29 protein-coding genes and 1 tRNA gene are annotated in these 26,453 nt (G+C 69.3%); 8 read left to right on the forward strand and 22 right to left on the reverse strand.

The window, feature by feature from the left end; genetic code table 11:
• The first annotated feature begins 343 nt into the window (after positions 1–343).
• The 3 genes from ACFVBH_RS36210 to idi all read left to right on the forward strand — a co-directional run bounded on the left by ACFVBH_RS36210 (position 344) and on the right by idi (position 3,609).
• A complete protein-coding gene (locus ACFVBH_RS36210) occupies positions 344–1,753 on the forward strand; it encodes a family 2B encapsulin nanocompartment shell protein (protein ID WP_354989443.1) in 1,410 nt (469 codons plus the stop codon).
• A 387-nt stretch (positions 1,754–2,140) separates the two neighbouring features.
• Entirely contained in the window at positions 2,141–3,013 is an 873-nt protein-coding gene (locus tag ACFVBH_RS36215) for a geranyl diphosphate 2-C-methyltransferase (protein ID WP_354989442.1), read from the forward strand.
• Positions 3,010–3,609, forward strand: coding sequence for an isopentenyl-diphosphate Delta-isomerase (gene idi / locus ACFVBH_RS36220; protein ID WP_354989441.1), 600 nt, complete (start codon positions 3,010–3,012; stop codon positions 3,607–3,609). The genes ACFVBH_RS36215 and idi overlap by 4 nt, the downstream gene beginning before the upstream one ends.
• On the opposite strand, the gene ACFVBH_RS36225 is transcribed toward idi, so the two are convergent.
• From ACFVBH_RS36225 to ACFVBH_RS36245, 5 genes are all read right to left on the reverse strand, one after another.
• Entirely contained in the window at positions 3,606–4,826 is a 1,221-nt protein-coding gene (locus ACFVBH_RS36225; RefSeq protein ID WP_379008824.1) for a globin domain-containing protein, read from the reverse strand. The genes idi and ACFVBH_RS36225 overlap by 4 nt on opposite strands.
• Positions 4,823–5,293 (reverse strand): RrF2 family transcriptional regulator, encoded by a 471-nt coding sequence (locus ACFVBH_RS36230; protein WP_379008826.1) that lies wholly within the window; start codon positions 5,291–5,293, stop codon positions 4,823–4,825. The genes ACFVBH_RS36225 and ACFVBH_RS36230 overlap by 4 nt, the downstream gene beginning before the upstream one ends.
• 199 nt (positions 5,294–5,492) lie before the next feature.
• Complete coding sequence (locus tag ACFVBH_RS36235; protein WP_379008829.1) at positions 5,493–6,011, reverse strand: hypothetical protein; 519 nt, start codon at positions 6,009–6,011, stop codon at positions 5,493–5,495.
• A gap of 196 nt (positions 6,012–6,207) precedes the next feature.
• On the reverse strand, positions 6,208–6,648 hold the full coding sequence (locus tag ACFVBH_RS36240) for a hypothetical protein (RefSeq protein ID WP_379008831.1): 441 nt from the start codon (positions 6,646–6,648) through the stop codon (positions 6,208–6,210).
• Positions 6,648–7,346, reverse strand: a complete 699-nt coding sequence (locus ACFVBH_RS36245) for a pyridoxamine 5'-phosphate oxidase family protein (protein ID WP_354990879.1) — start codon at positions 7,344–7,346, stop codon at positions 6,648–6,650. Before ACFVBH_RS36245 ends, ACFVBH_RS36240 begins: the two co-directional genes overlap by 1 nt.
• A 94-nt stretch (positions 7,347–7,440) precedes the next feature.
• Here ACFVBH_RS36245 and ilvA point away from each other — a divergent pair, with 94 nt between their 5' ends.
• Positions 7,441–8,655, forward strand: a complete 1,215-nt coding sequence (gene ilvA / locus ACFVBH_RS36250; RefSeq protein ID WP_379008834.1) for a threonine ammonia-lyase — start codon at positions 7,441–7,443, stop codon at positions 8,653–8,655.
• A gap of 78 nt (positions 8,656–8,733) precedes the next feature.
• Here the strand turns inward: ilvA and ACFVBH_RS36255 are convergent, their stop codons facing one another.
• Positions 8,734–9,057: a multidrug efflux SMR transporter gene (locus ACFVBH_RS36255; protein WP_354990880.1), complete on the reverse strand. Its 324-nt coding sequence runs from the start codon at positions 9,055–9,057 to the stop codon at positions 8,734–8,736.
• Between the two features lie 351 nt (positions 9,058–9,408).
• On the opposite strand from ACFVBH_RS36255, the gene ACFVBH_RS36260 reads away from it, so the two are divergent.
• Positions 9,409–9,585 (forward strand): hypothetical protein, encoded by a 177-nt coding sequence (locus ACFVBH_RS36260; RefSeq protein WP_354990881.1) that lies wholly within the window; start codon positions 9,409–9,411, stop codon positions 9,583–9,585.
• 89 nt (positions 9,586–9,674) lie between these two features.
• Here ACFVBH_RS36260 and ACFVBH_RS36265 read toward each other — a convergent pair whose 3' ends face one another.
• From ACFVBH_RS36265 to ACFVBH_RS36280, 4 genes are all read right to left on the reverse strand, one after another.
• Positions 9,675–9,971 carry a helix-turn-helix domain-containing protein gene (locus ACFVBH_RS36265; protein WP_379008837.1) on the reverse strand — a complete coding sequence of 99 codons (297 nt, stop codon included), beginning with the start codon at positions 9,969–9,971 and terminating at the stop codon, positions 9,675–9,677.
• Between the two features lie 5 nt (positions 9,972–9,976).
• On the reverse strand, positions 9,977–10,321 hold the full coding sequence (locus tag ACFVBH_RS36270) for a type II toxin-antitoxin system RelE/ParE family toxin (protein WP_379008839.1): 345 nt from the start codon (positions 10,319–10,321) through the stop codon (positions 9,977–9,979).
• 117 nt (positions 10,322–10,438) lie between these two features.
• Entirely contained in the window at positions 10,439–11,860 is a 1,422-nt protein-coding gene (gene argH / locus ACFVBH_RS36275) for an argininosuccinate lyase (RefSeq protein WP_379008841.1), read from the reverse strand.
• A 115-nt stretch (positions 11,861–11,975) separates the two neighbouring features.
• Entirely contained in the window at positions 11,976–13,181 is a 1,206-nt protein-coding gene (locus tag ACFVBH_RS36280) for an argininosuccinate synthase (protein ID WP_379008843.1), read from the reverse strand.
• A 497-nt stretch (positions 13,182–13,678) separates the two neighbouring features.
• Between ACFVBH_RS36280 and ACFVBH_RS36285 the strand changes: the two genes are divergently transcribed.
• Both ACFVBH_RS36285 and ACFVBH_RS36290 read left to right on the forward strand, forming a co-directional pair.
• Positions 13,679–14,065: a hypothetical protein gene (locus ACFVBH_RS36285; RefSeq protein ID WP_354990886.1), complete on the forward strand. Its 387-nt coding sequence runs from the start codon at positions 13,679–13,681 to the stop codon at positions 14,063–14,065.
• An 86-nt stretch (positions 14,066–14,151) separates the two neighbouring features.
• Positions 14,152–14,718, forward strand: coding sequence for a hypothetical protein (locus ACFVBH_RS36290; protein WP_354990887.1), 567 nt, complete (start codon positions 14,152–14,154; stop codon positions 14,716–14,718).
• Positions 14,719–14,807: 89 nt separating this feature from the next.
• On the opposite strand, the gene ACFVBH_RS36295 is transcribed toward ACFVBH_RS36290, so the two are convergent.
• The 7 genes from ACFVBH_RS36295 to argC form a co-directional block, all read right to left on the reverse strand.
• Positions 14,808–15,152 carry a hypothetical protein gene (locus ACFVBH_RS36295; RefSeq protein WP_354990888.1) on the reverse strand — a complete coding sequence of 115 codons (345 nt, stop codon included), beginning with the start codon at positions 15,150–15,152 and terminating at the stop codon, positions 14,808–14,810.
• 71 nt (positions 15,153–15,223) lie between these two features.
• Positions 15,224–15,748 (reverse strand): arginine repressor, encoded by a 525-nt coding sequence (locus tag ACFVBH_RS36300; RefSeq protein ID WP_379008846.1) that lies wholly within the window; start codon positions 15,746–15,748, stop codon positions 15,224–15,226.
• Entirely contained in the window at positions 15,745–16,686 is a 942-nt protein-coding gene (gene argF / locus ACFVBH_RS36305; protein ID WP_354990889.1) for an ornithine carbamoyltransferase, read from the reverse strand. Before argF ends, ACFVBH_RS36300 begins: the two co-directional genes overlap by 4 nt.
• Positions 16,683–17,885 carry an acetylornithine transaminase gene (locus ACFVBH_RS36310; RefSeq protein ID WP_354990890.1) on the reverse strand — a complete coding sequence of 401 codons (1,203 nt, stop codon included), beginning with the start codon at positions 17,883–17,885 and terminating at the stop codon, positions 16,683–16,685. The genes argF and ACFVBH_RS36310 overlap by 4 nt, the downstream gene beginning before the upstream one ends.
• Positions 17,882–18,796: an acetylglutamate kinase gene (gene argB / locus ACFVBH_RS36315; RefSeq protein ID WP_354990891.1), complete on the reverse strand. Its 915-nt coding sequence runs from the start codon at positions 18,794–18,796 to the stop codon at positions 17,882–17,884. The genes ACFVBH_RS36310 and argB overlap by 4 nt, the downstream gene beginning before the upstream one ends.
• Positions 18,793–20,004, reverse strand: coding sequence for a bifunctional glutamate N-acetyltransferase/amino-acid acetyltransferase ArgJ (gene argJ, locus ACFVBH_RS36320; RefSeq protein WP_379008850.1), 1,212 nt, complete (start codon positions 20,002–20,004; stop codon positions 18,793–18,795). The genes argB and argJ overlap by 4 nt, the downstream gene beginning before the upstream one ends.
• Entirely contained in the window at positions 20,001–21,059 is a 1,059-nt protein-coding gene (gene argC, locus ACFVBH_RS36325) for an N-acetyl-gamma-glutamyl-phosphate reductase (protein WP_379008852.1), read from the reverse strand. The genes argJ and argC overlap by 4 nt, the downstream gene beginning before the upstream one ends.
• Positions 21,060–21,170: 111 nt before the next feature.
• On the opposite strand from argC, the gene ACFVBH_RS36330 reads away from it, so the two are divergent.
• Positions 21,171–22,799, forward strand: a complete 1,629-nt coding sequence (locus ACFVBH_RS36330; protein ID WP_379009795.1) for an LCP family protein — start codon at positions 21,171–21,173, stop codon at positions 22,797–22,799.
• 81 nt (positions 22,800–22,880) lie between these two features.
• Here ACFVBH_RS36330 and ACFVBH_RS36335 read toward each other — a convergent pair.
• From ACFVBH_RS36335 to ACFVBH_RS36355, 5 genes are all read right to left on the reverse strand, one after another.
• Positions 22,881–22,959: transfer RNA gene (locus ACFVBH_RS36335), tRNA-OTHER, on the reverse strand.
• A gap of 217 nt (positions 22,960–23,176) precedes the next feature.
• Entirely contained in the window at positions 23,177–23,911 is a 735-nt protein-coding gene (locus ACFVBH_RS36340; protein ID WP_379008854.1) for a helix-turn-helix domain-containing protein, read from the reverse strand.
• Between the two features lie 460 nt (positions 23,912–24,371).
• Complete coding sequence (locus ACFVBH_RS36345) at positions 24,372–24,737, reverse strand: DUF6188 family protein (RefSeq protein ID WP_379008856.1); 366 nt, start codon at positions 24,735–24,737, stop codon at positions 24,372–24,374.
• A 54-nt stretch (positions 24,738–24,791) separates the two neighbouring features.
• Positions 24,792–25,835, reverse strand: coding sequence for a hypothetical protein (locus ACFVBH_RS36350; protein WP_379008858.1), 1,044 nt, complete (start codon positions 25,833–25,835; stop codon positions 24,792–24,794).
• Between the two features lie 38 nt (positions 25,836–25,873).
• The gene (locus ACFVBH_RS36355; protein WP_354987845.1) at positions 25,874–26,395 is read right to left on the reverse strand and encodes a hypothetical protein; all 522 of its coding nucleotides are present in this window, start codon (positions 26,393–26,395) and stop codon (positions 25,874–25,876) included.
• Positions 26,396–26,453: the final 58 nt, after the last annotated feature.

Here is a 26,453-nt window from a genome sequence, read left to right on the forward strand (position 1 = left end):
TTCAGCGAGATCCTGTAAACCTGCGAATACACCCATCCGCGAACAAGTTCACCCGGTCACGCTGCGGGTCGCGGGCGCGACACGCCGAATAGCGCAATGTAGCTGCGAGTCCGCGAAGCCCGGACACGCCGGTGATAGCAATGCGCCAGTCATCATGTTTATGCGTTTGCCTGCGCGTGCCGAACCTCGCGATCTACCATCGGTATCGCTGGAACGCACTGTCTCGCTTGTCATTTCATCCCCATGTCTAATTTCAGCAGGCCCTTATCGGACCTGCCGTTTCGCCGTGGACTCCAACGCTCGCGTGCCGTCCCCGGTGGCCCTTCGAGGTGAGGACCGCAGCATGACCATCGAATTGCCCATTCACGCCGAAACCAATGGCCAGCGCAAAACTCTCAGCACCACTGCCGCCCACCAGCTGGCGCACACCACCAAATCCGAACCGCAAATGCAGGGCATCAGTTCGCGCTGGTTGACCCGCAGCCTGCCGTGGGTGCAGGTAAAGGGTGGCGTCTACCGCGTGAACCGCCGGCTCACCCACACCGTGGGCAACGGCGAGGTGGAATTCATCATCAACGGCCCGAACGCCCGGGTCATCCCGGCCGAATTGCAGGAACTGCCGCAGCTGCGCGGCTTCGACGACGAAGAGGCGCTGGCCGCCATCGCCGCGCGTTTCGAACAGCGCGATCTGGCGCCCGGCACGGTCGTGGCCGAATTCGGCAATCCGATGGATCAGGTCATGCTGATCGTCCACGGCAAGCTCACCAAGCTCGGCACCGGCGAATACGGCGAGGTCACCAAGCTCGGCATGCTCGCCGGCGGCGACTATTTCGGCGACGAGATGCTGGTCGAGCCCTCGGGCATCTGGCCGGTGACCGTCAAGACCGTCACGCCCTGCACCGTGCTGGTGCTGCCGCGCGCCGGGCTCGGCGAACTCAGCGAGAACATCCCCGCGCTCGCGGACCACCTGTCCGCGGTCGCCTCCGCGCCGCCCAAGTCGCAGAACAAGTACGGCGAGGCCGAAATCGTGGTCTCCTCCGGCCATTCCGGGGAACCGCTGCTCGACGGCACCTTCGTCGACTACGACTCGCAGCCCCGCGAATACGAGCTCAGCCTGGCGCAGAGCGTGCTGCGCGTGCACAGTCGCGTCGCGGACCTGTTCAACGACCCGATGGATCAGGTCGAACAGCAGCTGCGCCTGACCATCGAGGCCATGTACGAGCGCCGCGAATACGACCTGGTCAACAACCCGGACTACGGCCTGATCAACAACTGCGATCTCAAGCAGCGGATCTACACCGAGTCCGGCCCGCCGACCCCGGACGACATGGACGAGCTGCTCAGCATGCGGCGCAGCACCACGTTCTTCCTCGCGCATCCCAAGGCCATCGCGGCATTCGGGCGCGAATGCTCCAAGCGCGGGCTGTACCCGGACCCGGTCGACATCGACGGCCGCCGCGTGCCCGCCTGGCGCGGGGTGCCGATCTTCCCCTGCGGCAAGATCCCGGTGAACGACACCCAGACCACCTCGATCATGGCCATGCGCGTCGGCGAGAAGGAGCAGGGCGTGATCGGCCTGCACCAGATCGGCATTCCGGACGAGTACGAGCCCAGCCTGAACGTGCGGTTCAAGGGCATCGACGATCAGTCGATCATCTCGTACCTGGTGAGCTGCTACTACTCGGCGGCGGTCCTGGTGCCCGACGCACTCGGCATTCTCGACAACGTGCTGGTGGCCCGCCAGTCGGACTGACGCCACCCGGCGGTGGAACGACCGGACGCGACGGTCCTCGGAACGGCTACTCGGGCCCATGGGGTTGGGATCCGCGAGCCCGCACACCGACCCACCCGCACCCGACCGTCGCACGATCCCCACCGCCGGCGCACGACCCCCGTGAGACCGCCCCGGACGGCCGCTGTTCCACTGCCGCAGCCGTTCCCGGGGCGGGTCCGGCGCGCGCCCCCACCCCGGGCGCCCCGCCCCCGCTGCCGGCCGGCGCGCCATCCATACCGCCGGCCCGGCGCGATAACCCCTGAGCCCCAAGACTTTCCGACTCGGTGAGGCTGCCGAGCGTTCCTGATCTCGGAGACCGGATCCCGTTCTCCTACCGCACATCAGTGATCGAGAGGATGATCTGCCATGACCATGATCGACCCCCAGCCCGAAGGCGTCCTGCGCACCGAATACCAGAAGTCGGTCGCCGCGTACTGGAACAACAATCCCAACGACGATCGGGTCAACACCAAGCTCGGCGAGGTGGACGGGCTCTACCACCACCACTACGGCATCGGCGAGCCCGATCTCTCGGTCCTGGAGGGCCCGGAGGACACCCGGCAGGAGCGTCTGGTCAAGGAGCTGCACCGGCTCGAGACCGCGCAGGCGGACACGCTGCTGGATCAGCTCGGCGACGTCCGGCCGGGCGATCGGCTGATGGACGGCGGATCCGGGCGCGGCGGCACCAGCTTCATGGCCAATCAGCGTTTCGGCTGCAGCGTGGACGGCGTCACCATCTCCGAGTACCAGGCCGGCTTCGCCAACGACCAGGCCAGGGAGCGCGGGGTCACCGACAAGGTGAACTTCCACTTCAAGAACATGCTGGACACCGGTTTCGAGACCGGCTCGCGGCGCGGCATCTGGACCAACGAAACCACCATGTACGTCGACCTTTTCGAGCTCTTCGCCGAATTCTCGCGGCTGCTCGAGCCGGGCGGCCGGTACGTGTGCATCACCGGCTGTTCCAACGATGTCTTCGGCGCCCGCTCGGCGTCGGTGAGCTGGATCGACGCGCACTACGGCTGCAACATCCACCCGCGCAGCACGTATTTCAAGGCGCTCGCGGCCAATAACCTGGTCCCGGTGGCGGTTACCGATCTGACCCCGGCGACCATCCCGTACTGGGAGCTGCGCACCCATTCCGAGCTGGCCACCGGCGTGGAGAAGCCCTTCCTGACCTCGTACAAGGAGGGCAGCTTCCAGTACCTGATGATCACCGCCGATAAGGTGGGTAGGTGACCGGCTATCTCGACACTTCCGACGCCACCCCGGCGGTCGATCGTGAATCCCTGCTCGTCGAGCTCGTGGACGAGCAGGGCCGGGCGGCGGGGTCGCTGCCGGTAGCGGCGGCCCATACCGCGCCCGGGCGCCTGCACCGCGCCTTCTCGGTCCTGCTCTTCGACGCCGAAGGGCAGGTGCTGCTGCAGCAGCGGGCCGGGGTCAAGACCCGCTTCCCGCGGCTGTGGACCAACACCTGTTGCGGGCATCCCATGCCCGGGCAGCCGGTCATCGAGGCGGCCGCGGTGCGCCTCGACGAGGAAATGGGCATGGCGGCGCGGCTGACCGAGGTCGGAGCCTTCGTCTATCAGGCGGCGGATCCGGCCACCGGCCGAGTCGAGTACGAGTTCGACCACGTCCTCATCGGCTGGGGTGAGGACGGCGCGCCCCGCCCGAACCCGGAGGAGGTCGACGACTTCGCCTGGGTCGGCATCGGCGAACTGCGGTCGAACATGTCGGTGGTGCCGACCGGGTACACGCCGTGGCTGCCGCAGGTGCTCGCGCTCGCCGAACGGGCGTGGCACGCCGGTTCCCGCCCGGACGCTCGCGGCCGCTAGGCGTCGAGCAGCCAGTCGTTGGGCGTGAACAGTTCGAAATGCACACGGTCACTCGGGATTCCGAGAGCCAGCAGCTGGGCACGCAGCGCCTGTAGGAAGCCCGCGCCGCCGCACAGATAGAAGTCGGCGTCCGCGGGCAGCTCGATGCGGGACAGGTCCATGCGGCCGTCGGTCTCGTACCAGGTGCGCGCCCGCGCGGTGGGCAGGCCGGCGACGAGTTCGCCGGCCTGCTCGCGCAGCGGATGCGTCGCGGCCGAACGATCCGCGTGCAGCACCAGCGCGTGACGCTCGGACGCGCACGCGCGCAAATGCTCGAGGATTCCCACCATCGGGGTGATGCCGATGCCCGCGGAGATCAGCACCACGGGGGTGCCGGCGGCCGGATCGACGGTGAGATCGCCGAAGGGCAGGGTCACCTGGAGTCGGTCCCCCACGCCGAGCGTGTCGTGCAGCCAGGCCGAGACCTCCCCCTCCGGGCCGTCGGCTCCGGCCTCGACCCGGCGCACCGCGAAGGCGAGCCTGCCGTCGCCCGAACGATTGGTGAGGCTGTACTGGCGCAGCTGCCGAGCGCCGTCGGGCAGGTCAGCGCCCACCGAGACATATTGCCCCGGAAGGAAATCCGGGAGCGGGCGCGACGGGTCCGCGGACTCCACCACGAAAGTCGACACCCCCGACGGGTCGTCGATGCGCTGGGTCACGACGGTCTCGCGGAACACGTCGCCCGGGGTGACGCCGGCACCCGCGTACAGCTCGTTCTCGAAGTCGATGAGCGTGGTGGCCATGAGCCAGTACACGCGATCCCAGGCCGCCGCGATCTCGGCGGTCACCACGTCCGCACCGAGCACCGCCACGATGGCGGCGAACAGGTGCTCGTGCACGATGCGGTATTCGGGGGCGGTGACGCCGAGCGAGGCGTGCTTGTGCCCGATGCGCGCGAGCAACTCGCGCGGATGCGGCAGGGCCGGATCGACGAGATGACTCGCGTAGGTGGCGATGGAGGCCGCCAGCGCCCGCTGCTGTGCGCCCCGGCGCTGATTGCCGCGATTGAACCTGTCGCGCAGCAGTTCCGGGTGCGCGGTGAACATCTCGCGGTAGAACCGCGCGGTGATGGCGTCGATGTTCGCCGCGATCAGCGGCAGCGTCGCGCGGATCACCGCGGCGTGCTCGGGTTCGAGTTCGGGGACGGCCTCGAGAGCGGCTTCCGGCGCGAACGTCATGATCGTGACTCCTGTTCTTCGAATGCGGCGGCCGGGAGCACCGGCATGTGCAGCAACTCCACGGTGCGCTGATCGACCAGATCGGCCAGGGTGTACCCGTCCAGCTGTCGATAGAAGGCCTCCTGTGCCTGCGCGAGAATGCCGCGCAAACGGCAGGCGCTCGCCAGCGGGCACGGATTGTCGCCGAGGCACTCGATGACCTCGGAATCACCCTCGAGTTCGCGCACGATCGTGCCCACGGTCTCGGACCGGCCCCGATCGGTCAGGAAAATGCCACCGGTCCGGCCGCGCTGGGAGTGCACGTAGCCGAGCTCGACGAGCCGGGACACCGCCTTCGCCACGTAGTTCTCGGACGCGTTCACCTGTCGCGCAATGAGTTTGACGGTGACGCGTTCCTGCGCGTCATCACTCACCGCCAATCGCATGAGCGCACGCAGTCCGAGATCGGTGAACCGGGAGAGCTGCATGTCCCCCACGCTACTAATTCCGCTTTTCTAAAGCATGTTTTGCGGGTGTGGTCTTTAATACGCGAATCAGTGCGGATTTAAGCGGTGCCCTGCCGGTCGAATATTGCCGCGCCGGTTAACTTTTGGCGTCGACACTCGGCGGCAACGAAAAAGCCCGCTCCTGATTCGGAGCGGGCGGCGATTCCGGGCACGACGCGAATCACATCATGCTGGCGCTCAGCCTGCCCGGGCCCGTCTTCACGCCGGGGCCCATGCAGCCCATCACCATGTCCGGGGTCATCATTTCGTATTCGGCGACGACGTGGACCCGCTCACCCGCTCCGACGCCGCTGATGACCTCGAGTGGGCCGGCGGCCGGCTGCATCATCGTCACCGGCCAGTGCCCCCACAGGGTGCTGACCTCGCCGTTGGACCAGACGATGTGCACCGTGATCGGGCCGTTCGCCGGGTGCATGCAGTCCGAGGAGGCGGTGTGCACGCCGGTGAAGGTGCCGCCGGTGATGCCGTCCGCACCCGTGCAGCCCCAGAGCCGGCCGACCGAGGTGAATACCAGATCCTTGGGCGTCATATCGATCGCGCCGTCGACCGCGGTCCAGCGGAAGTCACCGCCGGAACAACTGGCCATCGGGGTGGCCGCGGCCGAGGGCAGCGCCGCCGGAGCCATTGCGAAAGCGGCGGAAACAGCGAGTGCGGCAATGATCTTCGAGGTTTTCGGCACAGCTTCCCTCTCTTCCGAATGGTGGAGGTGGAGCAGAAAAGGCGCAGGTCAGCGCATTCGACGCGAACATTAGACCGAGCCGTGGGGCCGAGCCCGACATTTCGGGCCGCGCCCGGTCCCGCCGCGTGGCGAAGCACGCGGATCGACCGACCCGCACCTGTTCCCGAGTGCCGGGTTGATTACCGCGAGTGCCGGGCTACTTCCCGCGCTCGACCTCCGCCCGGACGGCCTTGATGCGGTCCCACGGCACCGCGGGGCGGGCCAGGCCGCGCCGGCGCAGATACTCCTTGGCCGCGCGGCTCGCCCTGCGGCTCAGGCGCAGACCCTGCGCCGCCGACCCGGTGTACTCCTCGAATCCGGTGGGAGTGAAGACGAGGTCGATGCCTTCGGCGCGAATGCTCCCGCGGATCCGCACGGACCGCATGCTCCCGCCCTCCGCGTCGTGACTGTGCGCCAGCATGGACGCCGGGCCGTCCATCGCGTCGAACCATCTGGGCCGCGCCAGCACCAGTGAGCCACCGCGCGGACCAGGGTGGCAGCGCAGACTCACGGGATAGCCGGCCGGGCTGTCGGCGGTCAGCACGACGCCGTCGGGAAACCGGTAGAGCGCGTGGTGAATATCCTGAACCAAACCCATTACCGCGCCCCTTCCGGCCGCTCGGGATGCTGTGGATGCGGCGGCGGGCCGGGGTGCGGCCGGCCGCCGGGCGGATGCGGGGCGTTCGGATGCGGCGGCGGGCCATCGGCGAACGGGGATCCGGCAGGATGCGGCGGCGGGGCATCCGCGAACGGGGATCCGGCGGGATGCGGCGGCCCGTCGGCGTGGGTCACGTTCTCGTAGCCGGGCAGCGCCGACTCGTGGGGTACGGCGGTCATATCCCGGCCCGGCCACCAGCGGATGCGGACGGGTTCGACGGTGATCTTCAGGCGCATGTAGTACCACCAGAACACGCGGCGGGTGATGGCGTCACCGGCGATGCCCTTGGGGCTCTGCGCCCAGACCTTGCGCCACTGGCGCTCCAATTCCTCGTCCCAGGTGACGATTTCGGAAACCACGGCGTTGCCCTGCACCAGGACCACGGGCGGATCATCGAGTCCACCGGCGGTGGGATTGGAGTAGAGCAGGGAGACCTTGGGGTCGCGCCGGGCGTTGAAAGCCTTGTAGGGGAACCCGATTCCGGTGCTCACCAGGATGGCGCCGCGTTCGGGCAGCCAGAGCGGGGCGACGGGGACGGCGATCGGGGTGCGATCGCGTGCGCGCGTGGCGAACTCCGCGGTGTAGTGGCGTTCGAGGACGCCGGCCACCTCCGGGGGTATCGCGATGGAATTGCTCATGCAACACGATCGCGCCATCGCCCGCCCGGCGCAACAATCCACGGGCCATGGTGTCCTACGCGACACCGCAGCGAACACCTGGCAGCATGACGCCATGGATATCGTCGCGCGGGTCGAGGCGGCCGCGACCCTGCTGGAGCCGGTGATCCGCCGGACGCCCGTGGTGGCCTCGCGGGCGCTGAGCGATCGCACCGGGCACGACGTGTGGCTCAAGTGCGAGAACCTGCAGCGCACCGGGTCTTTCAAACCTCGCGGGGCGTACAACCGCATCGCGAATCTGCCCGCGGCCGCCCGCGAGCTCGGCGTGGTGGCCGCGAGCGCGGGCAATCACGCGCAGGGTGTGGCGTGGTCGGCGACCTCGCTGGGCATCGAGTCCACGGTGTTCATGCCGGTGGGCGCGGCCCTGCCGAAACTGGTGGCCACCAGGGCATACGGGGCGACCGTGCATCAGGTCGGGGAATCCCTCGACGAGGCGATCACGGCGGCACAGACCTTCGCGGAGCAGACCGGGGCGACCCTGGTGCACCCCTTCGATCACGCCGACATCGTGGCCGGGCAGGCGACGGTGGCGCTGGAGATCCTGGAGCAGTTGCCGGAGGTGGAGACGGTGCTGGTGCCCACCGGCGGCGGCGGGCTACTCGCGGGCATCGCGGCCACCCTGCGCGAGCTGGCCCCGGAGGTGCGGGTGATCGGCGTGCAGGCGGCGAACGCGGCGGCCTGGCCCGGATCCCTGGAAGCCGGAAAACCGGTGCGGCTCACCCAGATGTCCACCATGGCGGACGGCATCGCCGTGGGGTTGCCGGGCGAGGTGCCGTTCGCGCACGTACTCGATTGCGCACCCGCGATTCTCACCGTCGACGAGGACGCGCTCTCGCGGGCGCTGCTGCTGTGCATGGAACGCGCGAAGCTCATCGTCGAGCCCGCGGGGGCGGCCGCGGTGGCCGCGCTCATGACCTGTGCCGCGGACGAACTCGCGCTGCGCGGCCAGGTCTGCGCGGTGCTGTCCGGCGGCAATATCGACCCGCTGCTGCTGACCCGCGTCATCGGCCACGGCCTGAGCGCGGCCGGCCGCTACCTGGTCACGCGCGTCACCATCTCCGACCGCCCCGGCAGCCTCGGTGGCCTGCTGGCCGAGCTGGCCCGCACCGGCGCGAGCGTCCTGGACGTGGTCCACTCCCGCACCGGGGCCTGGCTGGCCATCGACGAGGTGGAGGTGCTGCTCACCGTGGAGACCCGCGGGCCCGCGCATCGCGACGAGGTCCTCACCGCCCTGGCGGACGCGGGATACGCGGTGCGCGTACAGGATTGACGGTCCGGGCGGGTTCGGGACCGGAGACAGGAGCGGCGCGGGACCGGCGGCGCGGTCGGGGCGGGACCGATCACGCGGTCAGTGCGCCCCGCCGAGTTCGAGGGCAAGCACGCCCGCGATCACCAGGACGATGCCGCCCATCTGCACCAGGGTCAGCGTCTCGTTCAGGAACAGCGCCCCGATGATCGCGATGGCGACCACGCCGACCGCCGACCAGATCCCGTACGCCACCCCGATGGCCATCCCCCGCTTCAGCGCCTGCGACAGGAAGAAGAACGCGCAGCCGTACCCGATCACCACGACGATCGACGGCACCACCTTGGTGAAGCCCTCGGAGATCTTCAGCGACACCGTCGCCGTCACCTCGAACGCGATGGCCAGGCCCAGCAGCAATAGGGTCATACCCGCAGCATATCGACGCTGATCTCGCTCCCCCGGACCGCCGCGGCGTCCCGATCGGCTCGACGCGTGAGCCGGGTTCGCTCCGCCGCCCCACCCGGGTCGAATAAATGGGTGGCACCGATTCACATTTTCTGGATACGGTGTCCGGCATGTGGATGCCCCTGTACTCCTGAGCGCTTCTCGCGCTTCACGTTCGGACGGCCGACGCCGCGCCCCGTGCGCCCGCGTGCTCTGACGGCCACGACGCTCCCCCGCGTCGCCCCCACGTGAGTCTCCCGCCGCCCCGCGGCGAATTCCGATACTGACCGGCCGCTTCCGGTGAGTCGGTCCCACATGCCCGCAGGAGGACCCATGCCCGATCAGCCTTCCACGCCCGAGTCGCACTCCCCCGAGCCCGCCGATCGCCCCCTCTCGCGCCGCGAGCGCCGCGGCAAGACCGAGAAGTCGCAGTCGGTCCCCGGCCGCGTCCACGGCCCCGGCCGCACCGCCGTCCCGGCCAGCAAACACATGAATTACCGTCGCGGATAAGCGATTCCGCACAGGCACCGAGGCCCGCCGCGCACACCGCGACGGGCCTCGGTGCGTTCACGATCAGCCGCCCGGCGCGCCGATGGCGCTCAACCGGCTTCCGGCAGCGCGAATTCGACTCGGAGCCTGAGTTCCAATGCCTCGGCGAAACGTTCGAGCATCGGAATGGTGGGCATCGTGCCCCCCGCCTCGAATCGCGCTACCGCGGGCTGCTTCAGACCGGCCCGGTCCGCGAGTTCGGATTGCGTGAGGCCGAGCGCCTCCCGCCGCTCACGCACCGCCGCCCCCAGCTCGAAACGAATCCGAGCGGCGTCATACGCCGCGCCGGCCCCTGGACGGTCCAGGATCTCGGCCCGCTTATCCGACCAATTCTTGCGTTCATCCATGGAATTCACTCCTCCTCCACGGCGTGCGCCTCGGCAATACATCGCCGCATTGCCCGCATCGCGCGCTCGATCTCGGCAGACTCGCGCATGCGACGCTTCCGAAACACTGTCAGCAGGATGATGCGCCTGCCGGGCGCGATCCAGTAGGTGATTCGCACCGCGTCTCGGGTCAAGTAGAAGCGAAGCTCGCGGAGTTTGCCCTGTAGCTGTCGCGTGTAGGGCTCGCCGAGTAGCACGCCCCGCTCCGCGAGCAGGTCGACGTAGAAGATCGCGGTCTCCTGGTCGTCCTGATCGAGCGAGTCGAACCACCCGTCTATCTCCGATTCCAGCTCCACCTCTCCCCAATTCATAACACGGACGTTATATCGACGGCAAGCGCGGCGTCCGGGGAACAGGGATTCGGTGCTGTTGGACGCGCCGCCCGGGGAGGCCGCCGGTTTCACGCACGGCGGCGCGCCCGGTCGGTGTCAGCTCAGCCAGGTGCGCTGGTCGGCGGCGGCGGAGCGGACCTCGTCGAGCTGTTTCGCCACCTGGACGCCGGCGGTGCCGCCGCGGGAGTTGCGGGAGGCGATCGAGCCTTCCACGGTCAGGACCTCGCGGACCTGGGGGGTCAGGGCCGGGTCCACGGCGGCGAACTCCGCGTCGGTGAGTTCGTCCAGGCCGACGCCGCGGGACTCGGCGGCGCGGACGCAGCCGCCGGCGGCCTCGTGGGCCACGCGGAACGGGACGCCCTGGCGGACAAGCCATTCGGCGATGTCGGTGGCGAGGGTGAAGCCCGCGGGGGCCAGTTCGGCCATGCGGTCGGTGTGGAAGGTCAGGGTGGCGACCAGGCCCGCGATCGCGGGGAGCAGGAGCTCGAGCTGGGCCACCGAGTCGAAGACCGGTTCCTTGTCCTCCTGCAGGTCGCGGTTGTAGGCCAGGGGCTGGGCCTTCAGGGTCGCGAGCAGGCCGGTGAGGTTGCCGATCAGGCGGCCGGCCTTGCCGCGGGTCAGTTCGGAGACGTCGGGGTTCTTCTTCTGCGGCATGATCGAGGAGCCGGTGGACCAGGCGTCGGCCAGGGTGATGTAGCCGAATTCCGGTGTGCTCCAGATGATCACCTCTTCGGCCATGCGCGAGAGGTCGACGGCGGTCATCGCGAGGACGAACGCGGCCTCGGCGGCGAAGTCGCGCGAGGACGTGGCGTCGATCGAATTGGACGCGGCCGCATCGAAGTTCAGGTCCGCGGCGATGGCCTCGGGGTCCAGGCCGAGCGAGGAGCCCGCGAGCGCGCCGGAGCCGTACGGGGAGATGGCGGCGCGCCTGTCGAAGTCGCGCAGCCGGTCGATATCGCGCAGCAGCGGATGCGCGTGCGCGAGCAGGTGATGCGCGAGCAGCACGGGCTGGGCGGCCTGCAGATGCGTCTTGCCCGGCATGACGGCGTCCGGATGCGCGGCGGCCTGCGCGACCAGCGCGTCGACCACATCGAGCATGCCCGCGGCGATCCGGCGGACCGCGTCCCGCAGCCACATCCGGAAAAGCGTTGCCACCTGGTCGTTCCGGGACCGGCCCGCGCGCAGGCGGCCGCCGAGTTCGGCGCCGACGCGTTCGATGAGCCCGCGCTCGAGCGCGCCGTGCACGTCCTCGTCGGAGTCCGCGGGACCGTACGCGCCCGAGGCCACGTCCGCGGCGAGAGCATCGAGCCCGGCCAGCATCGCGTCGAGATCACTCGCGGAGAGCAGTCCGGCCTTGTGCAGCACGCGCGCGTGCGCCTTGGAGGCGCGCACGTCGTAGGGCGCGAGCACCCAGTCGAAGTGGGTCGACTTGCTCAGCGCCGCCATGGCCGCGGCCGGACCGGAGGCGAAGCGCCCACCCCACAGCGCGCCCTCATTGGTGCCGTGCTGCTCGGTCATGTGGATCTCTCCTGTCCTCGGGGTGGGTCCGGTATGCACACTATCGGCGTCCTACCCGCGGGGATCGCGATGGGTAGGACGCCGAACGGTGGTGACGCGTATGCGGTGCTGTGACTTACTTCTTGCTGCTCAGGTCGCGACGCGCGGCGACCTTGGAGGACAGGCCGTGAATCTGCACGAAGCCCTTCGCCAGGGACTGATCGAAGGTGTCGCCGGCGTCGTACGTGGCCAGGTTGAAGTCGTACAGCGACTCGTCCGAGCGGCGGCCGTTCACAACCACGTTGCCACCGTGCAGGACCATGCGGACCTCGCCGGAGACGTGCTGCTGGGTGTCCTGCACGAACGCGTCCAGCGCGCGCTTGAGCGGGGAGAACCACAGGCCGTCGTACACCAGCTCGCCCCAGCGCTGCTCGACCTGGCGCTTGTAGCGACCCAGCTCGCGCTCGATGGTGACCGCTTCGAGCTCCTGGTGCGCGGTGATGAGGGCGATGGCGCCGGGCGCCTCGTAGATCTCGCGGCTCTTGATGCCGACCAGGCGATCCTCGACCATGTCGAGACGGCCGACGCCCTGCCGGCCGGCGCGCTGGTTCAGTTCCAGGATGGCCTCGTACATCGACACCGGGCGGCCGTCGATGGCGACCGGGACGCCCTTGTCGAAGGTGATGATGAGCTCGTCGGGCGCCTCGAAGTTGACGGTCGGGTCCACGGTGTAGTCGTAGACGTCCTTGGTCGGGGCGTTCCACAGATCCTCGAGGAAGCCGGTCTCGACCGCGCGGCCCCACAGGTTCTGGTCGACCGAGAAGGGCGACTTCTTGGAGACGTTGATCGGCAGGTTGTTCTCGCCGGCGAACTCGATGGCCTTCTCACGAGTCCAGGCGTAGTCACGGACCGGTGCGATGACCTTCAGGTCGGGCGCGAGGGCGCCGATGCCGACCTCGAAGCGAACCTGGTCGTTGCCCTTGCCGGTGCAGCCGTGCGAGACGGTGTCGGCGCCGTGGTACTCGGCGGCCTCGACCAGGTGCTTGACGATCAGCGGGCGGGAGATGGCCGACACCAGCGGGTAGCGGCCCATGTACAGCGCGTTCGACTGGATGGTCGGCAGGCAGTACTCGTTGGCGAACTCGTCGCGCGCGTCCACCACGATGGACTCGACCGCGCCGCAGTCGAGCGCGCGCTGGCGCACATCGTTCATGTCCTCGCCGCCCTGGCCGAGATCGATGGCGACGGCGACGACCTCGGCGCCGGTCTCCTTACCGATCCAGCTGATGGCGACTGAGGTGTCCAGCCCGCCGGAGTAGGCGAGTACGACGCGCTTGGTCATAGTCCGTGTGCTCCTCGATTAGTACGTGTAGGTCGGTCGCGCCCGCTACGGGGCAGTGCGGGCGAGCTCGGTATGTTCACGCGCCGCGTGCCCGCTCCGTCGTCCTGCAAATGATTATGCACGATGATGCAAGCCCATTCATAACCGGGGGTGGGCAAACGGGAACGGCCTGGCCAGGACCGGTGCGGACGTCGGCGGGGCGGTGCCGATATACGGCGGGAACAGGTGGATCAAGGGGGTGTAGTGGATGGCCGGCGCGCTCGCCGATCCGGCGGACACCGCGCCGACCGGCGACCACCCGACCCACCGCTTCCTGAATGAAGGGCAGCGCCCGCGGGCCGCACGCAGGGTGCCGGCACACCCGTCCCCCGCGCTCCCACCTCCTCGACGGCGAGTCGATTCGCGATTCTCGGGTGTCGGCCTGCGCGAACGCCGCCGGTCGCGGATACTCACCGCTGATGGCGCGCAAGCGGATTCACTGCAGAGAGATGATCGGCATGTTCGGATTTCGGAAGTCGGCGTTCGTCGCCACCGCGTTCACGGCGACGGCGGCCGCGCTGCTGTGGAGCGCGCCCCAGGCCTCGGCCTACGTCACCAGCGTGACCGTCACCTCCACCAGCGGCGGCAAGTACGGCACGGGCTGCTCCTACAAGGTCACCGTCAAGGGCAGCGCGAGCGAGAACATCTGGCTCTACGACAGCGCCGCCGCCGGCTTCGACCCCCAGCAGTTGGTCCTGGACGCCACCGGCACGGGCACCTCGACGTGGAGCCCCACGTCGACGGGCACCCACTACGTCCAGGCCTGGTCCTACAACGGATCCCAGTGGGCGACACTCGAAGTCGGCACCGGCACCAACCTCGGCAGCGCCTGCCTGGTCAGCTGATCCCCGGCACGGCAGCGCTACGGCAGCCGCGTTCCGCGGCCGCCGTAGCGGCTGACAGTGTCGGCGGCCGGCCCTAGACTCCCGCCGTGCCACTCTCTGCCGCCGATCTCATCGGCTACACCGACCGTGCCCTCGACGCCGATCTCGCCCGCTGGTTCCCGGACGCCCCGCCGGTGGACGTGCCCGCCGAAACCCGCCCGGTAGCAGCGTTTCTCGAACGGCTCGCGCCCACCGACGCCGCGGCGCTCGCGGCGCTGGACCGGCGCGTGCGCTCCGGCGAACTCCCCCAGTTCCTGGACATGTACGACTGGTCCTACGGCTTCGACTTCGCCGGAAACGACTGCAACATCCTGGATTCGGACTACGAGACCGAACTCAGCGACGACGACGTGTATCCCATCGGGGCCGACGGGGGCGGCAACCTGTACGTCGTGCTGGCCAATGGCCAAGTGGCCGTGTGGTTCCACGAGGAGGAGGTCATCGAGGCCGAGACCCGGTTCGACAACCTGGATGTGTTCCTGTGGTCCTTCGTCCGCTACGGCGCGGTCCGCGCAGGCGTCCTGACCCGCGACGCCGTCGAAGCCGATTTCCACGCCCTCGGCCAGGACGGCGCCCTGAATCCGAACCTGGGACTGCTCCGCTACATGAAGTAGCGCGATCACCCTGAGTTCCACGGCCGCCGACGTTCGACCCGCGGCGGCCGGTGGGCCGGGATGACCGCGGGTGCGCGGTGGGGTGCCGGCTAGCGCGGTCCCGGCGATCGCGTGCGGCCGTTCGCCGGTGACGTGCATTTCGGTGCCGGCGGCGGAGTTTCGAGCGCGTAGGCCAGATAGTCGGCGTCCGGGTCGCCGGGGCGGCGGGCGATCGCGGCCCGCACCGCGGCCCGGCCCGGCGCTCCGCCGTGCAGCACCAGCGCGGCCGCCGCGTCGGCTTGGACCGGGATCAGGAAGTCGTCCAGGAGCTCTTCCAGGCGGCGGCGGGCGGCCGCGCTGTGGATGTGCGCGGCCAGCGCGGGGATGGACGACAGGCGGGTCGCGGGGTGGTGGGAGTGAGCCAGGGCGGTGGTGAGGGGGGAACTCGTCGCCATGCGTTCGCTGCCTTTTCGGGGTCTCGGGCCCGGGGCGGCGAACGAGCGGCCGATCCGGGGATCGGGTGCCGTTACGCGAGTTGCTCTATCTTGGCGGCCAATTCGGCGCCGGTCATGGGTTCTCGGGCGATGACGGCGATGGTGTCGTCACCGGCGATCGTGCCGACGATCTCGGGCAGCGCCGCACGGTCCAGGGCACTGGCCAGGAAGTGCGCGGCGCCCGGCGGGGTGCGCAGCACCGCGATGTTGCCGCTGGCGTCGGTCGAGACCAGCAGATCTCCCAGGAGTTTGGACAGGCGTTCGGTGCCGCCGGTCACCCCGCGCACGGGGCTGCCGTCCTCGGGCACGACGTAGACGCCCGCCCCGCCGTCGGCGGCGCGGAGTTTGACCGCGCCGAGTTCGTCCAGGTCACGCGAGAGCGTGGCCTGCGTGGTGTCGATCCCCTCGCCCGAGAGCAGGGCCGCGAGCTCGGACTGGCTGCGGACCTCGTGCTGGGACAGGATGGCGACGATCCGGGCCTGCCGGCCGGCGCGGGTGCGCGCGATGGCCGCACCCGATCTGCCGGCCGGGGCGGTCGAGCGGCGCTCGGTCGTCACGCGACACCGTTGGCGTGCTTGGCCAGCAACCAGACCAGCAGCGCCTTCTGCGCGTGCAGGCGGTTCTCGGCCTCGTCCCAGACCGCGCTGTGCGGTCCGTCGATGACCTCGTCGGTGATCTCCTCACCGCGATGCGCCGGAAGACAGTGCAGCACTGTCACATCCGAGGCCGCGCGGGCGAGCAGCTCGGCGTTGACCTGGAACGGGCGGAACGGCGCGACCCGGTCGCGCCCGTCGCCTTCCTGGCCCATGGATGTCCAGGTGTCGGTCACCAGCGCGTCCGCACCCTCGGCGGCGGCGAGCGGATCAGCGGTGAAGGTGATCTTCGCACCGGTCTCGGCGGCGCGCTTCTGCGCCAGTTCCACGATCCAGCCGAACGGCTCGAAACCCGCGGGGGCGGCGATGGTCACGTTCATTCCGGCGGTGACGCCGCCCAGCAGCAGCGAGTGCGACATGTTGTTCGCGCCGTCGCCCAGGAACGTCAGATTGCGCCCGGCCAGATCGCCCTTGCGCTCACGCAGGGTCTGCAGATCCGCCAGCACCTGGCACGGGTGGAACTCGTTGGACAGCGCGTTCACCACCGGAACCGTTGCGGCGCCGGCCATCTCGTCGAGCCGCTCCTGCCCGAAGGTGCGCCACACGATGGCGTCCACGTAGCGCGAGAGCACCCGCCCGGTGTCGGCGAGGGTTTCCTCGCGGCCCAGCTGGGTGTCGCGCCCGTCCACGACGACCGCGTGCCCGCCGAGCTGCGCGATGCCCATCTCGAAGGAGAACCGCGTGCGGGTGGAGTTCTTCTCGAACATGACCGCGACGCCGCGCGGCCCTTCGAGCGGCCGGGCCGAGAGCGGAGCCTTCTTGAGTTCGGCTGCGATGGTGAGGATTTCGGCCTGTTCGGCCGGGCTCACATCGTCATCACGCAGAAAATGCCGGATCGTCACCGGTTGTTCTCCTTCTCGGCCTTGGCCTGCGCGGCATCGAGGATGCCGGGGAGGTCGGATAGGAAATTGTCGGCCTGGGTCTCGGTGAGCACCAGCGGCGGCGCCAGCCGAATCACGTCGGGCTTGGCGGGATTGAGCAGGTACCCGGCTTCCCGCGCCGCCTCGTCCACCTGCGCCGAGACATCGGCGTTGAGCTGGATCCCGATGAGCAGCCCCGCGCCCCGCACGTGATCGACCAGCGGGTGGTCCAGCGCGTCGATGCCGTCGACCAGAATCTTGCCCACGGTCTCCACGTGCGCCAGCAGACCCTCCTCGTCGATGGTGCGCAGCACCGCGAGAGCCGCTGCGGCACAGACGGGATTGCCGCCGAAGGTGGTGCCGTGCATGCCCGGCTGCAGCAGGTCCGCGGCCGGTCCCTGGGCGAGCACCGCGCCGATGGGCAGTCCGCCGCCCAGCCCCTTGGCCAGGGTGATGACGTCGGGCACGATGCCCGCGGCCTGGTGGGCGTAGAACGCGCCGGTGCGACCGATGCCGGTCTGCACCTCGTCCAGGATCAGCAGCGCGCCATGCTTTTTGGTGATGGCGCGGGCCTGCGCCAGGTAGTCGGCGGGCGGCACCACGACGCCGCTCTCGCCCATGATGGGTTCGAGGAACACCGCGGCGGTCTGATCGTCGACGGCGGCGGCCAGCGCGGCGGCGTCGCCGTAGGGCACGTGCACGACCCCGGCGGGCATGGGCTCGAACGGCGTGCGCTTGGCCGGCTGCCCGGTCAGCGCGAGCGCGCCCATGGTCCGGCCGTGGAACGCCTCCTGGCAGGCCACGATCTTGGTCTTGCCGGTCAGGCGCGCCATCTTGAACGCGGCCTCGTTGGCCTCGGTGCCGGAGTTGCAGAAGAACGCGCGCCCGTGCCCGTCCCCGAAGTGCGCGAGCAGCCGCTCGGCCAGTTCGATGGCCGGTTCGCTGGCGTACAGGTTCGAGACGTGCCCGAGCGTGCCGAGCTGGGCGGTGACCGCGGCCAGGATGGCCGGGTGCGCGTGCCCGAGGCTGTTGACCGCGATGCCGCCGAGGAAGTCCAGGTAGCGCTTGCCGTCGGCGTCGTAGACCACCGCGCCCGCGCCGCGCACCAGCGCGATCTTCGGGGTGCCGTAGTTGTTCATCAGCGCGGCGTTCCACCGGTGCTGAATCTCGGCTGTGCTCATGGTTTCACTCCGTTCGAACTTCCCTGCGCGGGCGTGACCATCGTGCCGATGCCCTCGCCGGTGAACAGTTCCAGCAACACCGAATGCGGTACGCGCCCGTCGATCACGTGCGCGGAGGGCACCCCGGACTCGACCGCGCGCAGGCAGGCTTCCATCTTGGGGACCATGCCCGCATCCAGGCTCGGCAGCAACTCGGCGAGCTCATCGGTGTCGATGCGGGTGGTCAGCGAGGAGCGGTCGGGCCAGTTGGTGTACAGCCCTTCGACATCGGTGAGGATGACGAGTTTCTCCGCGCCGATGCCCTGGGCCAGGGCGGCCGCGGCGGTGTCGGCGTTGATGTTGTGCACCACCCCGTCCGCGTCCGGGGCGATGGTGGAGACCACCGGAATGCGCCCGGCGGCAATGAGATCGAGCACCGCGTCCGGGTTCACCTCGGTGACGTCGCCGACCAGGCCGATATCGGTTGCCTCGCCGTCCACGTCCACGGTGCGCCGGGTGGCGGTGAACAGGCCGGCGTCCTCACCGGAGATACCGACCGCGTACGGGCCGTGCGCGTTGATCAGCCCGACCAGCTCGCGGCCGACCTGACCGAACAGCACCATGCGGACCACGTCCATGACCTCGGGGGTGGTGACGCGGAAGCCGCCGCGGAATTCCCCCTGCAGGCCCAGCCTTTTCAGCATGGCGCTGATCTGCGGCCCGCCGCCGTGCACGACGACCGGGTGCACCCCGACGGTGCGCAGGAACGCCATGTCGGCGGCGAACGCCCGCTTCAGCTCATCGTCGATCATGGCGTTGCCACCGTATTTGACGACCACGACCTTGTCCCGGAAGCGCTGCAGCCACGGCAGCGCGTCGGCCAGGACGTGCGCCTTGTCCAGCGCCGTGAGTTGTTCGTGCGCGGCGGTCATGAGCTGTACGCCGAATTCTCCACGACGTATCCGATGGACAGGTCGGTCGTGCGGATGGTGGCGGCGCCGTCGCCGAGTCCGAGATCGACCAGCACGGTGATGTCCGGGCCGGACAGGTCCACCTCGCGGGCGCCCGGCGCGCCCATGCCGTCGACGCACACCGGCTTTCCGTTGAACGACACCGAGATCCTGTCGGGATCGAGTTCGATCGGCGCGATGCCGATGGTGGCCAGCACGCGGCCCCAGTTCGGGTCCGAGCCGAAGAACGCGGTCTTGACCAGGCTGTCACGGGCGATGATGCGCGCGCCGATGAGCGCCTCGTCCTCGCTGACCGCGCCGGTGACGGTGATGTGCACCCGCTTGGTGACGCCCTCGGCGTCGGCCATGAGCTGCTCGGCCAGATCGTCGCAGACCGCCAGCACGGCCGCGTCCAGCTCGTCCTGCGACGGGGTGACGCCGCTGGCGCCGTTGGCCAGCAGCAGCACGGTGTCGTTGGTGGAGCAGGAGCCGTCCACGTCGAGGCGGTCGAAGCTCAGGCGGGTGGCGTTGCGCAGCGCGGTGTCGAGCTGTTCGGGGGTCGCGGCCGCGTCGGTGGTCAGCACCACCAGCATGGTGGCCAGCGACGGGGCGAGCATGCCCGCGCCCTTGGCCATGCCGCCCACGTTCCACTTGTCGGTGTGGTGGAAGGCGGCTTCCTTGGGCACGGTGTCGGTGGTCATGATGGCGCGTGCGGCTTCCGCGCCGCCCTGCAGGCCGCCGCCCATCTCGTGCACGATCTCGGTGATGGCGGGGATCAGCTTCTCCATCGGGAGGCGGTCGCCGATGAGACCCGTTGAGCAGACCGCGATCTCGCCCGCGCCGGTCTCGGTGCCCCAGTTGCTCAGGGCCTTCGCGAGTTCCTCGGCGGTGGCGTGGGTGTCTTGGAAACCGCCCGGGCCCGTACAGGCGTTGGCCCCACCGGAATTGAGGATGACCGCCCGCAGCTGCCCGTCGCGCAGCACCTGCTGGGACCACAGCACCGGTGCGGCCTTGACCTTGTTACGGGTGAACACCCCGGCGGCCGCGTACTCCGGTCCCTCGCTGAACACCAGCGCCAGATCGGGCTTGCCGCTGGCCTTGATGCCCGCGGTGATGCCGGCCGCGCGGAAGCCCAGCGGCGCGGTAACGCCCTGGGTCCGGACCAGCTTGCCGTCATTGCTCGATGTCACGGTGCCACTCCTACGGTGGAAAGTCCTGCGGTCTCGTCGATTCCGAGAGCCAGATTCATGGATTGGACGGCCGCGCCCGCGGTGCCCTTGGCCAGATTGTCGATCGCGCCGATCACGACCAGCACCCCGGCGGCCTCGTCCACGGCCACCTGCAGGGTCACCGCGTTGGAACCCAGGACCGAACCGGTCTGCGGCAGTATGCCTTCGGGCAGCAGGTGTACGAAAGGCTCGTCCGCGTAAGCCTTCTCGTAGACGGCGCGAGCGGCGGCGGCGTCCACGCGCACCGGCGCGGTGCAGGTGGCCAGGATGCCGCGCGGCAGCGGGGCCAGCACGGGGGTGAAGGACACCGCGACGTCCTGTCCGCTCGCGGCCTTCAGGTTCTGCTCGATCTCCGGGGTGTGCCGGTGCGCGCCCGCGATGCTGTACGCGCGCAGCGAGCCCATGACCTCCGAGCCCAGCAGGCCCACGTCGAGCTTGCGGCCCGCGCCCGAGGTTCCGCTCACCGCAACCACATTCACGGTCGGTTCGATGATGCCCGCCGCGACGGCCGGGGCCAGCGCGATACTGGCGACGGTCGGGTAGCAGCCGGGGACCGCGATCCGGGTCACGCCGCGCAGGCGGTCGCGCCCGCCCGGCAGTTCGGGCAGGCCGTACGGCCAGGTGCCCGCGTGGGGGGTGCCGTAGTACTTCTCCCAGGCCGCGCCGTCGGTGAGCCGGAAGTCCGCGCCGCAGTCGATGATCACGGTGGATTCGGGCAGGGCCTGGGCGAGCGCGGCGGACTGCCCGTGCGGCAGGCCGAGGAACACCACGTCGTGCCCGGCGAGTTCGTCGACGGTGGTCGGGCGCAGGATGCGATCGGCCAGCGGCAGCAGATGCGGCTGCAGATGGCCGAGCGCGGTGCCGGCATTGGATCCGGCGGTCAGCGCGCCGATCTCGAGTCGCCCGTCGCGGTAGGCCGGATGGCCCAGCAACAGTCGCAGGACCTCACCGCCCGCGTACCCACTCGCACCAGCGACCGCGACCCGCACCGTGGGCCCACCAGAGGTATCCGCCATGTGATGATTATGCACGACTGTGCAAGCTCATTCACAGCCGGGTGCGATTCCGTGCCTGATTCACCCGTGAATCTGACAGTTTCCGCACGTTCCGGCACACTCGATGAAGCCATGTACGACGACGACACCGCCCCCATCCCGGCCGTACGCACCGGTTCCGACGCCCGGCCCGCCGCCGAATCCACCCGCCCGCCATCGCGGCGCTCCCGCCATACCCGGCCCACCTCACACCGCAGGGCCGCCGGGAGCGGCCGCCTACGGATGGCCGGGCGGGTGCTGGCGGCGCTCGCGGCGGTCCTGGTGCTGGGCATCACCGGGGCGGGCTGGTACGGGGAGAACAGCCTCGAGGGCGGCTTCGCGCGCTCGGAGGTGATCCCGGAAGAAGACCGGAGCCTGGACGGCGACATCAATATCCTGCTCATCGGCCTGGACACCCGAAAAGACCTCGACGGCAACGATCTACCCAAGGCCATCCTGGACGAACTCCACGCGGGCGACGGCTCCGAGGGCGGTTACAACGCCAATTCGCTCATCCTCGTGCATATTCCGAAAGATATGCGCTCGATCACCGCGTTCTCCATCCCGCGCGACGACTACGTGGCGGTCAGCGGCATCCCCGGCTACACCAACGTGAAGATCAAAGAGGCGTACGGGCTCAAGAAGTACGCGGCCGAGGAGAAGCTGAAGGCGCAGGGCATGACCGACAAGGTCGAGCTCGAACGCGAGGGCCGTGAAGCCGGGCGGGCCTCGATCGTGCAGACGGTCAAGGCGCTCACCGGCGTTCCGATCAATCGCTTCGCCGAGGTGTCGCTGGCCGGCTTCTACCACCTGGCCGACGCCCTGGGCGGGGTGGACGTGTGCCTGAACAAGGCCGTCGACGACAGCTACTACTCCGGCGCGGTGTTCCCGGCCGGCCGCCAGCACCTGGACGCCGGGCAGGCGCTGGCCTTCGTGCGCCAGCGGCACGGCCTGGAGAACGGCGACCTGGATCGCACGCACCGGCAGCAGGCCTTCCTCACCTCGGTCGCCAACTCGCTGAAATCCAAAGGCACCATTACCAATCCGGGCAAGCTCAAGGCCCTGATGGACGTGGCGCACAAGGACGTGGTGCTCTCGGACGGCTGGAGCCTGACCGAGTTCATCACCACCCTGGGCCGCGCGGGCTCGCCCACCGTGGAGTTCAACACCCTGCCGGTGCTGCGCTACGACAACATCAACGGCCAGGACGTGAACATCGTCGATCCGGTCGCGATCCGCAAACAGGTGCGCGCGGCCTTCGGCGTGGCCGAGCCGCCGGTGGTGAGCGCGCCGACCACGATGCCGGTGAGCACCCTGGACGTGGTCAACGCCGGCACCACACCCGGCCTGGCCGCGAAGATCTCCAAGAGCCTGGGCGCCAAGGGATTCCCGACCGGCGATGTCTCGAGCGCCACCTACTCCGACGGCACCTCCACCGCCGTGCTCTACGGCGCCGGCGCGGAGACCGACGCCCAGCAGCTGAGCCAGATGCTCAGCGGCATAACGGCTTCCGCCTCGGACAACGTGCCACCCGGGCACGTGAAACTGGTGATCGGCGCCGACTTCGAGGTCCCCGAGGCCCTGGACCCGGCGGCCGCGGCCAACGCCGCCTCCGGAACGACCACCACGACGACAACCCCCACCACGACGACCTCCGGCACCCCCGACGCCGGCAAGTCGGTCACCACCACGATCGGCGACGGCATCCCCTGCGTGAACTGAGCGCCGGCCGTGCCCACGCGCGACGACGGGCCCGAAAACCCAACGGCGGTAGCGGTTCCCGGCGCGGCCGGGCGGGCGAAGTGGGGGCGGTAGGGATCGAACCTACCGTGCGTGAGCACCTGTTTTACAGACAGGTTGAGCCACCAGGCTCCTCGCCCCCGCGGGCTGCGGCATGAAAAAGGGCCGCTCCGTGTGCTTTTCAGCGCGCAGGCGGCCCGTGCGGATCGAGGTGGAGCACCCTCACGAACGGCCGCGGATACAGCGATAGCGCGCACGAGCGGAGTCGAGCACCGAGATGATCCTGATCACCGTCGTTCCTTTCGCGTTCGCCGGGTGTGCCCACACGCTAACACCCCCGGTACGCAGGCCGACAGCGATTAATTCGGGGCTGCGACCGGCACCAGGGAGTAGATGCACCAGTGCCGGCGCGGCAGCTCGAAGCGGAAGACATGGGTGGTCATCTCGACCCATTCGCCGGTCTCGGGCGAGCGCACGGCGATCGGGCGGCGGGGCTGGTCGTCGGACGGAATGTCGCTCGCGCGGAACCGATCCCAGTCCGGGGAGTGTTCGGCGAACAGCCGGGTCAGTTGTTCGATGCGGGCCGGCTCGACGAGGCCGGGCGCCATGTGCCGGAAGGCGTGCACGACGCTGTGGGTTTCGCGCTCCCAGTCGCGCAGCGCCACCCGGGCGCGCGGGTCGAGCAGCATCCACTCCATGACGTTCGCCCCGGGTCCCAGGCCCGGGAAGACCCGCAGATAGGCATCGTTGGCGGCGACCACATCCAGCGCGGGCACGGTCTGATAGCACGCGGGGTAGGGCAGGCTGTGCAGGAAAGCCATTTCGGCCGCGTCGGGAGCGCCCTCGTCGGCGATATGGGCGCTCAGCTCCGGCTGCAACACCTTGGCCGCGTGATCGCGATACTGCACCGGGACATCCAGGGCGTCGAACAGCGCGCCCAGCGCGGTCGGGGTGGGTGGGCGCGTGCCCTGTTCCAGTTTCTGGATCAGGGCCTCCGAGACCCCGGCACGCCTGGCCAGCTCGGCCCGGGTGAGCCCGGCGCTCTCCCGCGCCTCACGCAGATAGCTCGCGATCGCCAGGTGTGCGTCGGCCATACCGCTACCTCCCGCGAAATCGCTGTGTACTGGGACTCGAGGTCGAATCTACCGCCCCGGGCAGTTCACCCGGCAACCGCCATTACCCGACCCAGACAGCATTGCCAAACCGGGCGACTGGGACAAATTGGGACAGGCCCGAGCCTTGACGGCGGACCGGTGAAATCGCGATGCTCTCCAAGCCGTGCACTGCTGTTCGGCCATACCGGATGCCAGCGGAGGGGACGGCACGAAGGTCCGCATCGCCGATCACGATGCGCGACGGATTCGTGCCGCGGGGCATCCGACGCGACGGGCCGGCCCGACACCGGCCCGCCGTGCGTATCGACCCGCGGTCGGTGGTGCAACGCCGCCCCACCGACCGCGGATCGACGCGTACGGGACGGGACGGGACGGGACGGGACGGCATTCGGGGACGGGCACACGCGGGGGGCGCGGCGACGGGCACGCGTGCGAGCGCTCAGTCGCTCGTCCAGACGGCGAGTTCGCCGCCCGGCATGCACACCACCAGATAGCGGCCCGGATCGGTCACGGTCCAGGCCTCGAAGAAGCGGTCGGGCTCGACCACGAGGCGCTGACCGGAATCCAGGTCGATCCGCAGCTCGCCGTCGGATTCGACCGTGGCGGAGACGATTACGCCGTCGACAGCCTCGGTGAGATCGTCCACGCGGGTCTCCCCGGCAAGCCGGTGCGAGACAGAACCGGCGGCGCGGTGCACCACCAGTTCACTCTCCACGCGTATCTCGTACGCGCCCGCGGTCAGCACTATGACGTGCGGCCCCGAGGACCGCACCCGTAGCTGTTCTCCGGTGATCGGCAGGTCCATCGGCTCGCCTCCCGCGGGTCGACGCCCCGGCGCGCGGCCGGGGCGTCACTAGGGTTACTTGGTCGCCTCCGTCAGGACACCGATGACCTGATCGGAGAGGAAGAACGGCTCCAGCCGCTCGCGAACGAGCTTGGCCAGCACGCCGTTTCGCTTGGCGGCGTCGACAACGGCGGGGCCGTAGCGCAGGATCTCGCCGGCGATGTCATCGCCGGACAGACCCAGCTCGGGCAGGATCGCGGCCAGGGTGTGATCGCCGTACTTCTCGAAGAAGACCTCCACGCCCTGATCGAGAAGGACGCCGAAGTACTCCTTCTCCCGGGTGGTCAGCGCGATGCGGTAGATGATCAGCGCCAGGTCCTTCAGATCCTGCTGCGTGAGGTAGTCGCGCAGCCCGCTCACCGGCTCACCGGCGTGCAGATCCCAGAACTCCATGGCGGCGTCGTGCACGGGGGCATCGCGCAGCATCTCGCGAATGGCGTTGTTGGTTCGCTTGAGCGCGAATTGCGCGCCCTTACCGGCCATCTCGCCCAGGAAGGTGCCGTCGCCGGTGGCCTTCTCGGCGGCCTTGGCGGCGGACTTGGCAGCGGAGGTGCCGAACGAGACCAGCGAGCCCAGGCCCGGGATCTTGTTCGCCATCTGCCGGTTGCTCTCCATGAAGTCCGAGATCAGCTTGTCCACGAACTTGGAGGCCACGGTCGCGACCAGCGGGCTCTCGGTGAGCCGCTCCAGGATGCGCTCCTGGGCCTGGTGCATGGCGAAGATCTTCTCCAGCAGCTGCTCGACCGGCTCCCGGTCGACCACGTCGCCGAGGGTGTAGTCGTTGTTGGCGGCGATGTCGTCGTAGAGCGCGGGCGCGAGCGCGCCGACCATCTCCCCGAGCACCGGGCTGCCGCCGATCAGTTCGACGATCCTGCGCACGGTCTCCTTGGCCTGATCCACCTCGACCACGTCTCGGAAGATGATGGTGTCGGCCACGCCGATCACCGCCTCCACGTCGCGGGCGATCACCTCGGCGAAGCGGTCACCCGTCACCTCGGCGACAATGAAGTCGACCTGCAGGTCGAGCAGCCGTTCGGCGATTTCACGCGGCTCGGTCATACGATTCCACCCATCGTTTCGAAGCGGAGTGCCCGAGATCAGTCGGAATCGTTGCCGTGCACCGACTTTCGAATCTGTTCCAGGCGCTCCCGCGCGGCTTTCTCCCGCGCGTCCCACTGTTCGTCGACGCTGCGGCCCACCGGTGTCTGCCGATCGAGTTCGTTCATCCCCTGGGCGGTGCCGTAGCGCTGCTCGACCTTATCCCGAACTGACTCGAAAGTAGGGACACCGCTGTTCGTATATCCGCCGATCCCCGGTGAGCTGGGCATACCCGTCGGCGGTACCGGTCCGCCGGTGACCATCGCACCCAGCTCGACCTGCCCGAATGTATCGGGAACCGCGGGCCCCGCGCTCGACGGCGGGATGTCCGAGGACAGATCCGTGTCCGGAGTCACATCGGTGACGTTGGGTGAATGACCGACGGTCGCGGCCACCGCGATCGCCACCGCGTGCAGTTCGGCGAGCCCGGCGCGGCCGTCGGTGGCCGCGCCCACCACCGCCGCGAGCTCGGCATCGCTCAGACCCGCCAATTGCGCCGCCAGATTACTGGAATCGCTCATATCGACCAGGCTACGCAGCCGGGCGGCGCCATCGGCGGAAATCCGCCGGGCCTGCGGT

Source organism: Nocardia sp. NPDC057668, assembly GCF_042799795.1.
In the GTDB taxonomy this organism is placed as follows: Bacteria; Actinomycetota; Actinomycetes; order Mycobacteriales; family Mycobacteriaceae; genus Nocardia.

What these genes read in the sequence shown, in the direction of transcription:
- ACFVBH_RS36210 (WP_354989443.1), top strand. Translation starts at nt 344, where the DNA reads ATGACCATCGAATTGCCCATTCACGCCGAAACCAATGGCCAGCGCAAA.
- ACFVBH_RS36215 (WP_354989442.1), top strand. Translation starts at nt 2,141, where the DNA reads ATGACCATGATCGACCCCCAGCCCGAAGGCGTCCTGCGCACCGAATAC.
- ACFVBH_RS36225 (WP_379008824.1), bottom strand. Translation starts at nt 4,826, where the DNA reads ATGACGTTCGCGCCGGAAGCCGCTCTCGAGGCCGTCCCCGAACTCGAA.
- ACFVBH_RS36230 (WP_379008826.1), bottom strand. Translation starts at nt 5,293, where the DNA reads ATGCAGCTCTCCCGGTTCACCGATCTCGGACTGCGTGCGCTCATGCGA.
- ACFVBH_RS36240 (WP_379008831.1), bottom strand. Translation starts at nt 6,648, where the DNA reads ATGGGTTTGGTTCAGGATATTCACCACGCGCTCTACCGGTTTCCCGAC.
- ACFVBH_RS36245 (WP_354990879.1), bottom strand. Translation starts at nt 7,346, where the DNA reads ATGAGCAATTCCATCGCGATACCCCCGGAGGTGGCCGGCGTCCTCGAA.
- ilvA (WP_379008834.1), top strand. Translation starts at nt 7,441, where the DNA reads ATGGATATCGTCGCGCGGGTCGAGGCGGCCGCGACCCTGCTGGAGCCG.
- ACFVBH_RS36255 (WP_354990880.1), bottom strand. Translation starts at nt 9,057, where the DNA reads ATGACCCTATTGCTGCTGGGCCTGGCCATCGCGTTCGAGGTGACGGCG.
- ACFVBH_RS36260 (WP_354990881.1), top strand. Translation starts at nt 9,409, where the DNA reads ATGCCCGATCAGCCTTCCACGCCCGAGTCGCACTCCCCCGAGCCCGCC.
- ACFVBH_RS36265 (WP_379008837.1), bottom strand. Translation starts at nt 9,971, where the DNA reads ATGGATGAACGCAAGAATTGGTCGGATAAGCGGGCCGAGATCCTGGAC.
- ACFVBH_RS36270 (WP_379008839.1), bottom strand. Translation starts at nt 10,321, where the DNA reads ATGAATTGGGGAGAGGTGGAGCTGGAATCGGAGATAGACGGGTGGTTC.
- argH (WP_379008841.1), bottom strand. Translation starts at nt 11,860, where the DNA reads ATGACCGAGCAGCACGGCACCAATGAGGGCGCGCTGTGGGGTGGGCGC.
- ACFVBH_RS36280 (WP_379008843.1), bottom strand. Translation starts at nt 13,181, where the DNA reads ATGACCAAGCGCGTCGTACTCGCCTACTCCGGCGGGCTGGACACCTCA.
- ACFVBH_RS36285 (WP_354990886.1), top strand. Translation starts at nt 13,679, where the DNA reads ATGTTCGGATTTCGGAAGTCGGCGTTCGTCGCCACCGCGTTCACGGCG.
- ACFVBH_RS36295 (WP_354990888.1), bottom strand. Translation starts at nt 15,152, where the DNA reads ATGGCGACGAGTTCCCCCCTCACCACCGCCCTGGCTCACTCCCACCAC.
- ACFVBH_RS36310 (WP_354990890.1), bottom strand. Translation starts at nt 17,885, where the DNA reads ATGAGCACAGCCGAGATTCAGCACCGGTGGAACGCCGCGCTGATGAAC.
- argB (WP_354990891.1), bottom strand. Translation starts at nt 18,796, where the DNA reads ATGACCGCCGCGCACGAACAACTCACGGCGCTGGACAAGGCGCACGTC.
- argC (WP_379008852.1), bottom strand. Translation starts at nt 21,059, where the DNA reads ATGGCGGATACCTCTGGTGGGCCCACGGTGCGGGTCGCGGTCGCTGGT.
- ACFVBH_RS36330 (WP_379009795.1), top strand. Translation starts at nt 21,171, where the DNA reads ATGTACGACGACGACACCGCCCCCATCCCGGCCGTACGCACCGGTTCC.
- ACFVBH_RS36340 (WP_379008854.1), bottom strand. Translation starts at nt 23,911, where the DNA reads ATGGCCGACGCACACCTGGCGATCGCGAGCTATCTGCGTGAGGCGCGG.
- ACFVBH_RS36345 (WP_379008856.1), bottom strand. Translation starts at nt 24,737, where the DNA reads ATGGACCTGCCGATCACCGGAGAACAGCTACGGGTGCGGTCCTCGGGG.
- ACFVBH_RS36350 (WP_379008858.1), bottom strand. Translation starts at nt 25,835, where the DNA reads ATGACCGAGCCGCGTGAAATCGCCGAACGGCTGCTCGACCTGCAGGTC.
- ACFVBH_RS36355 (WP_354987845.1), bottom strand. Translation starts at nt 26,395, where the DNA reads ATGAGCGATTCCAGTAATCTGGCGGCGCAATTGGCGGGTCTGAGCGAT.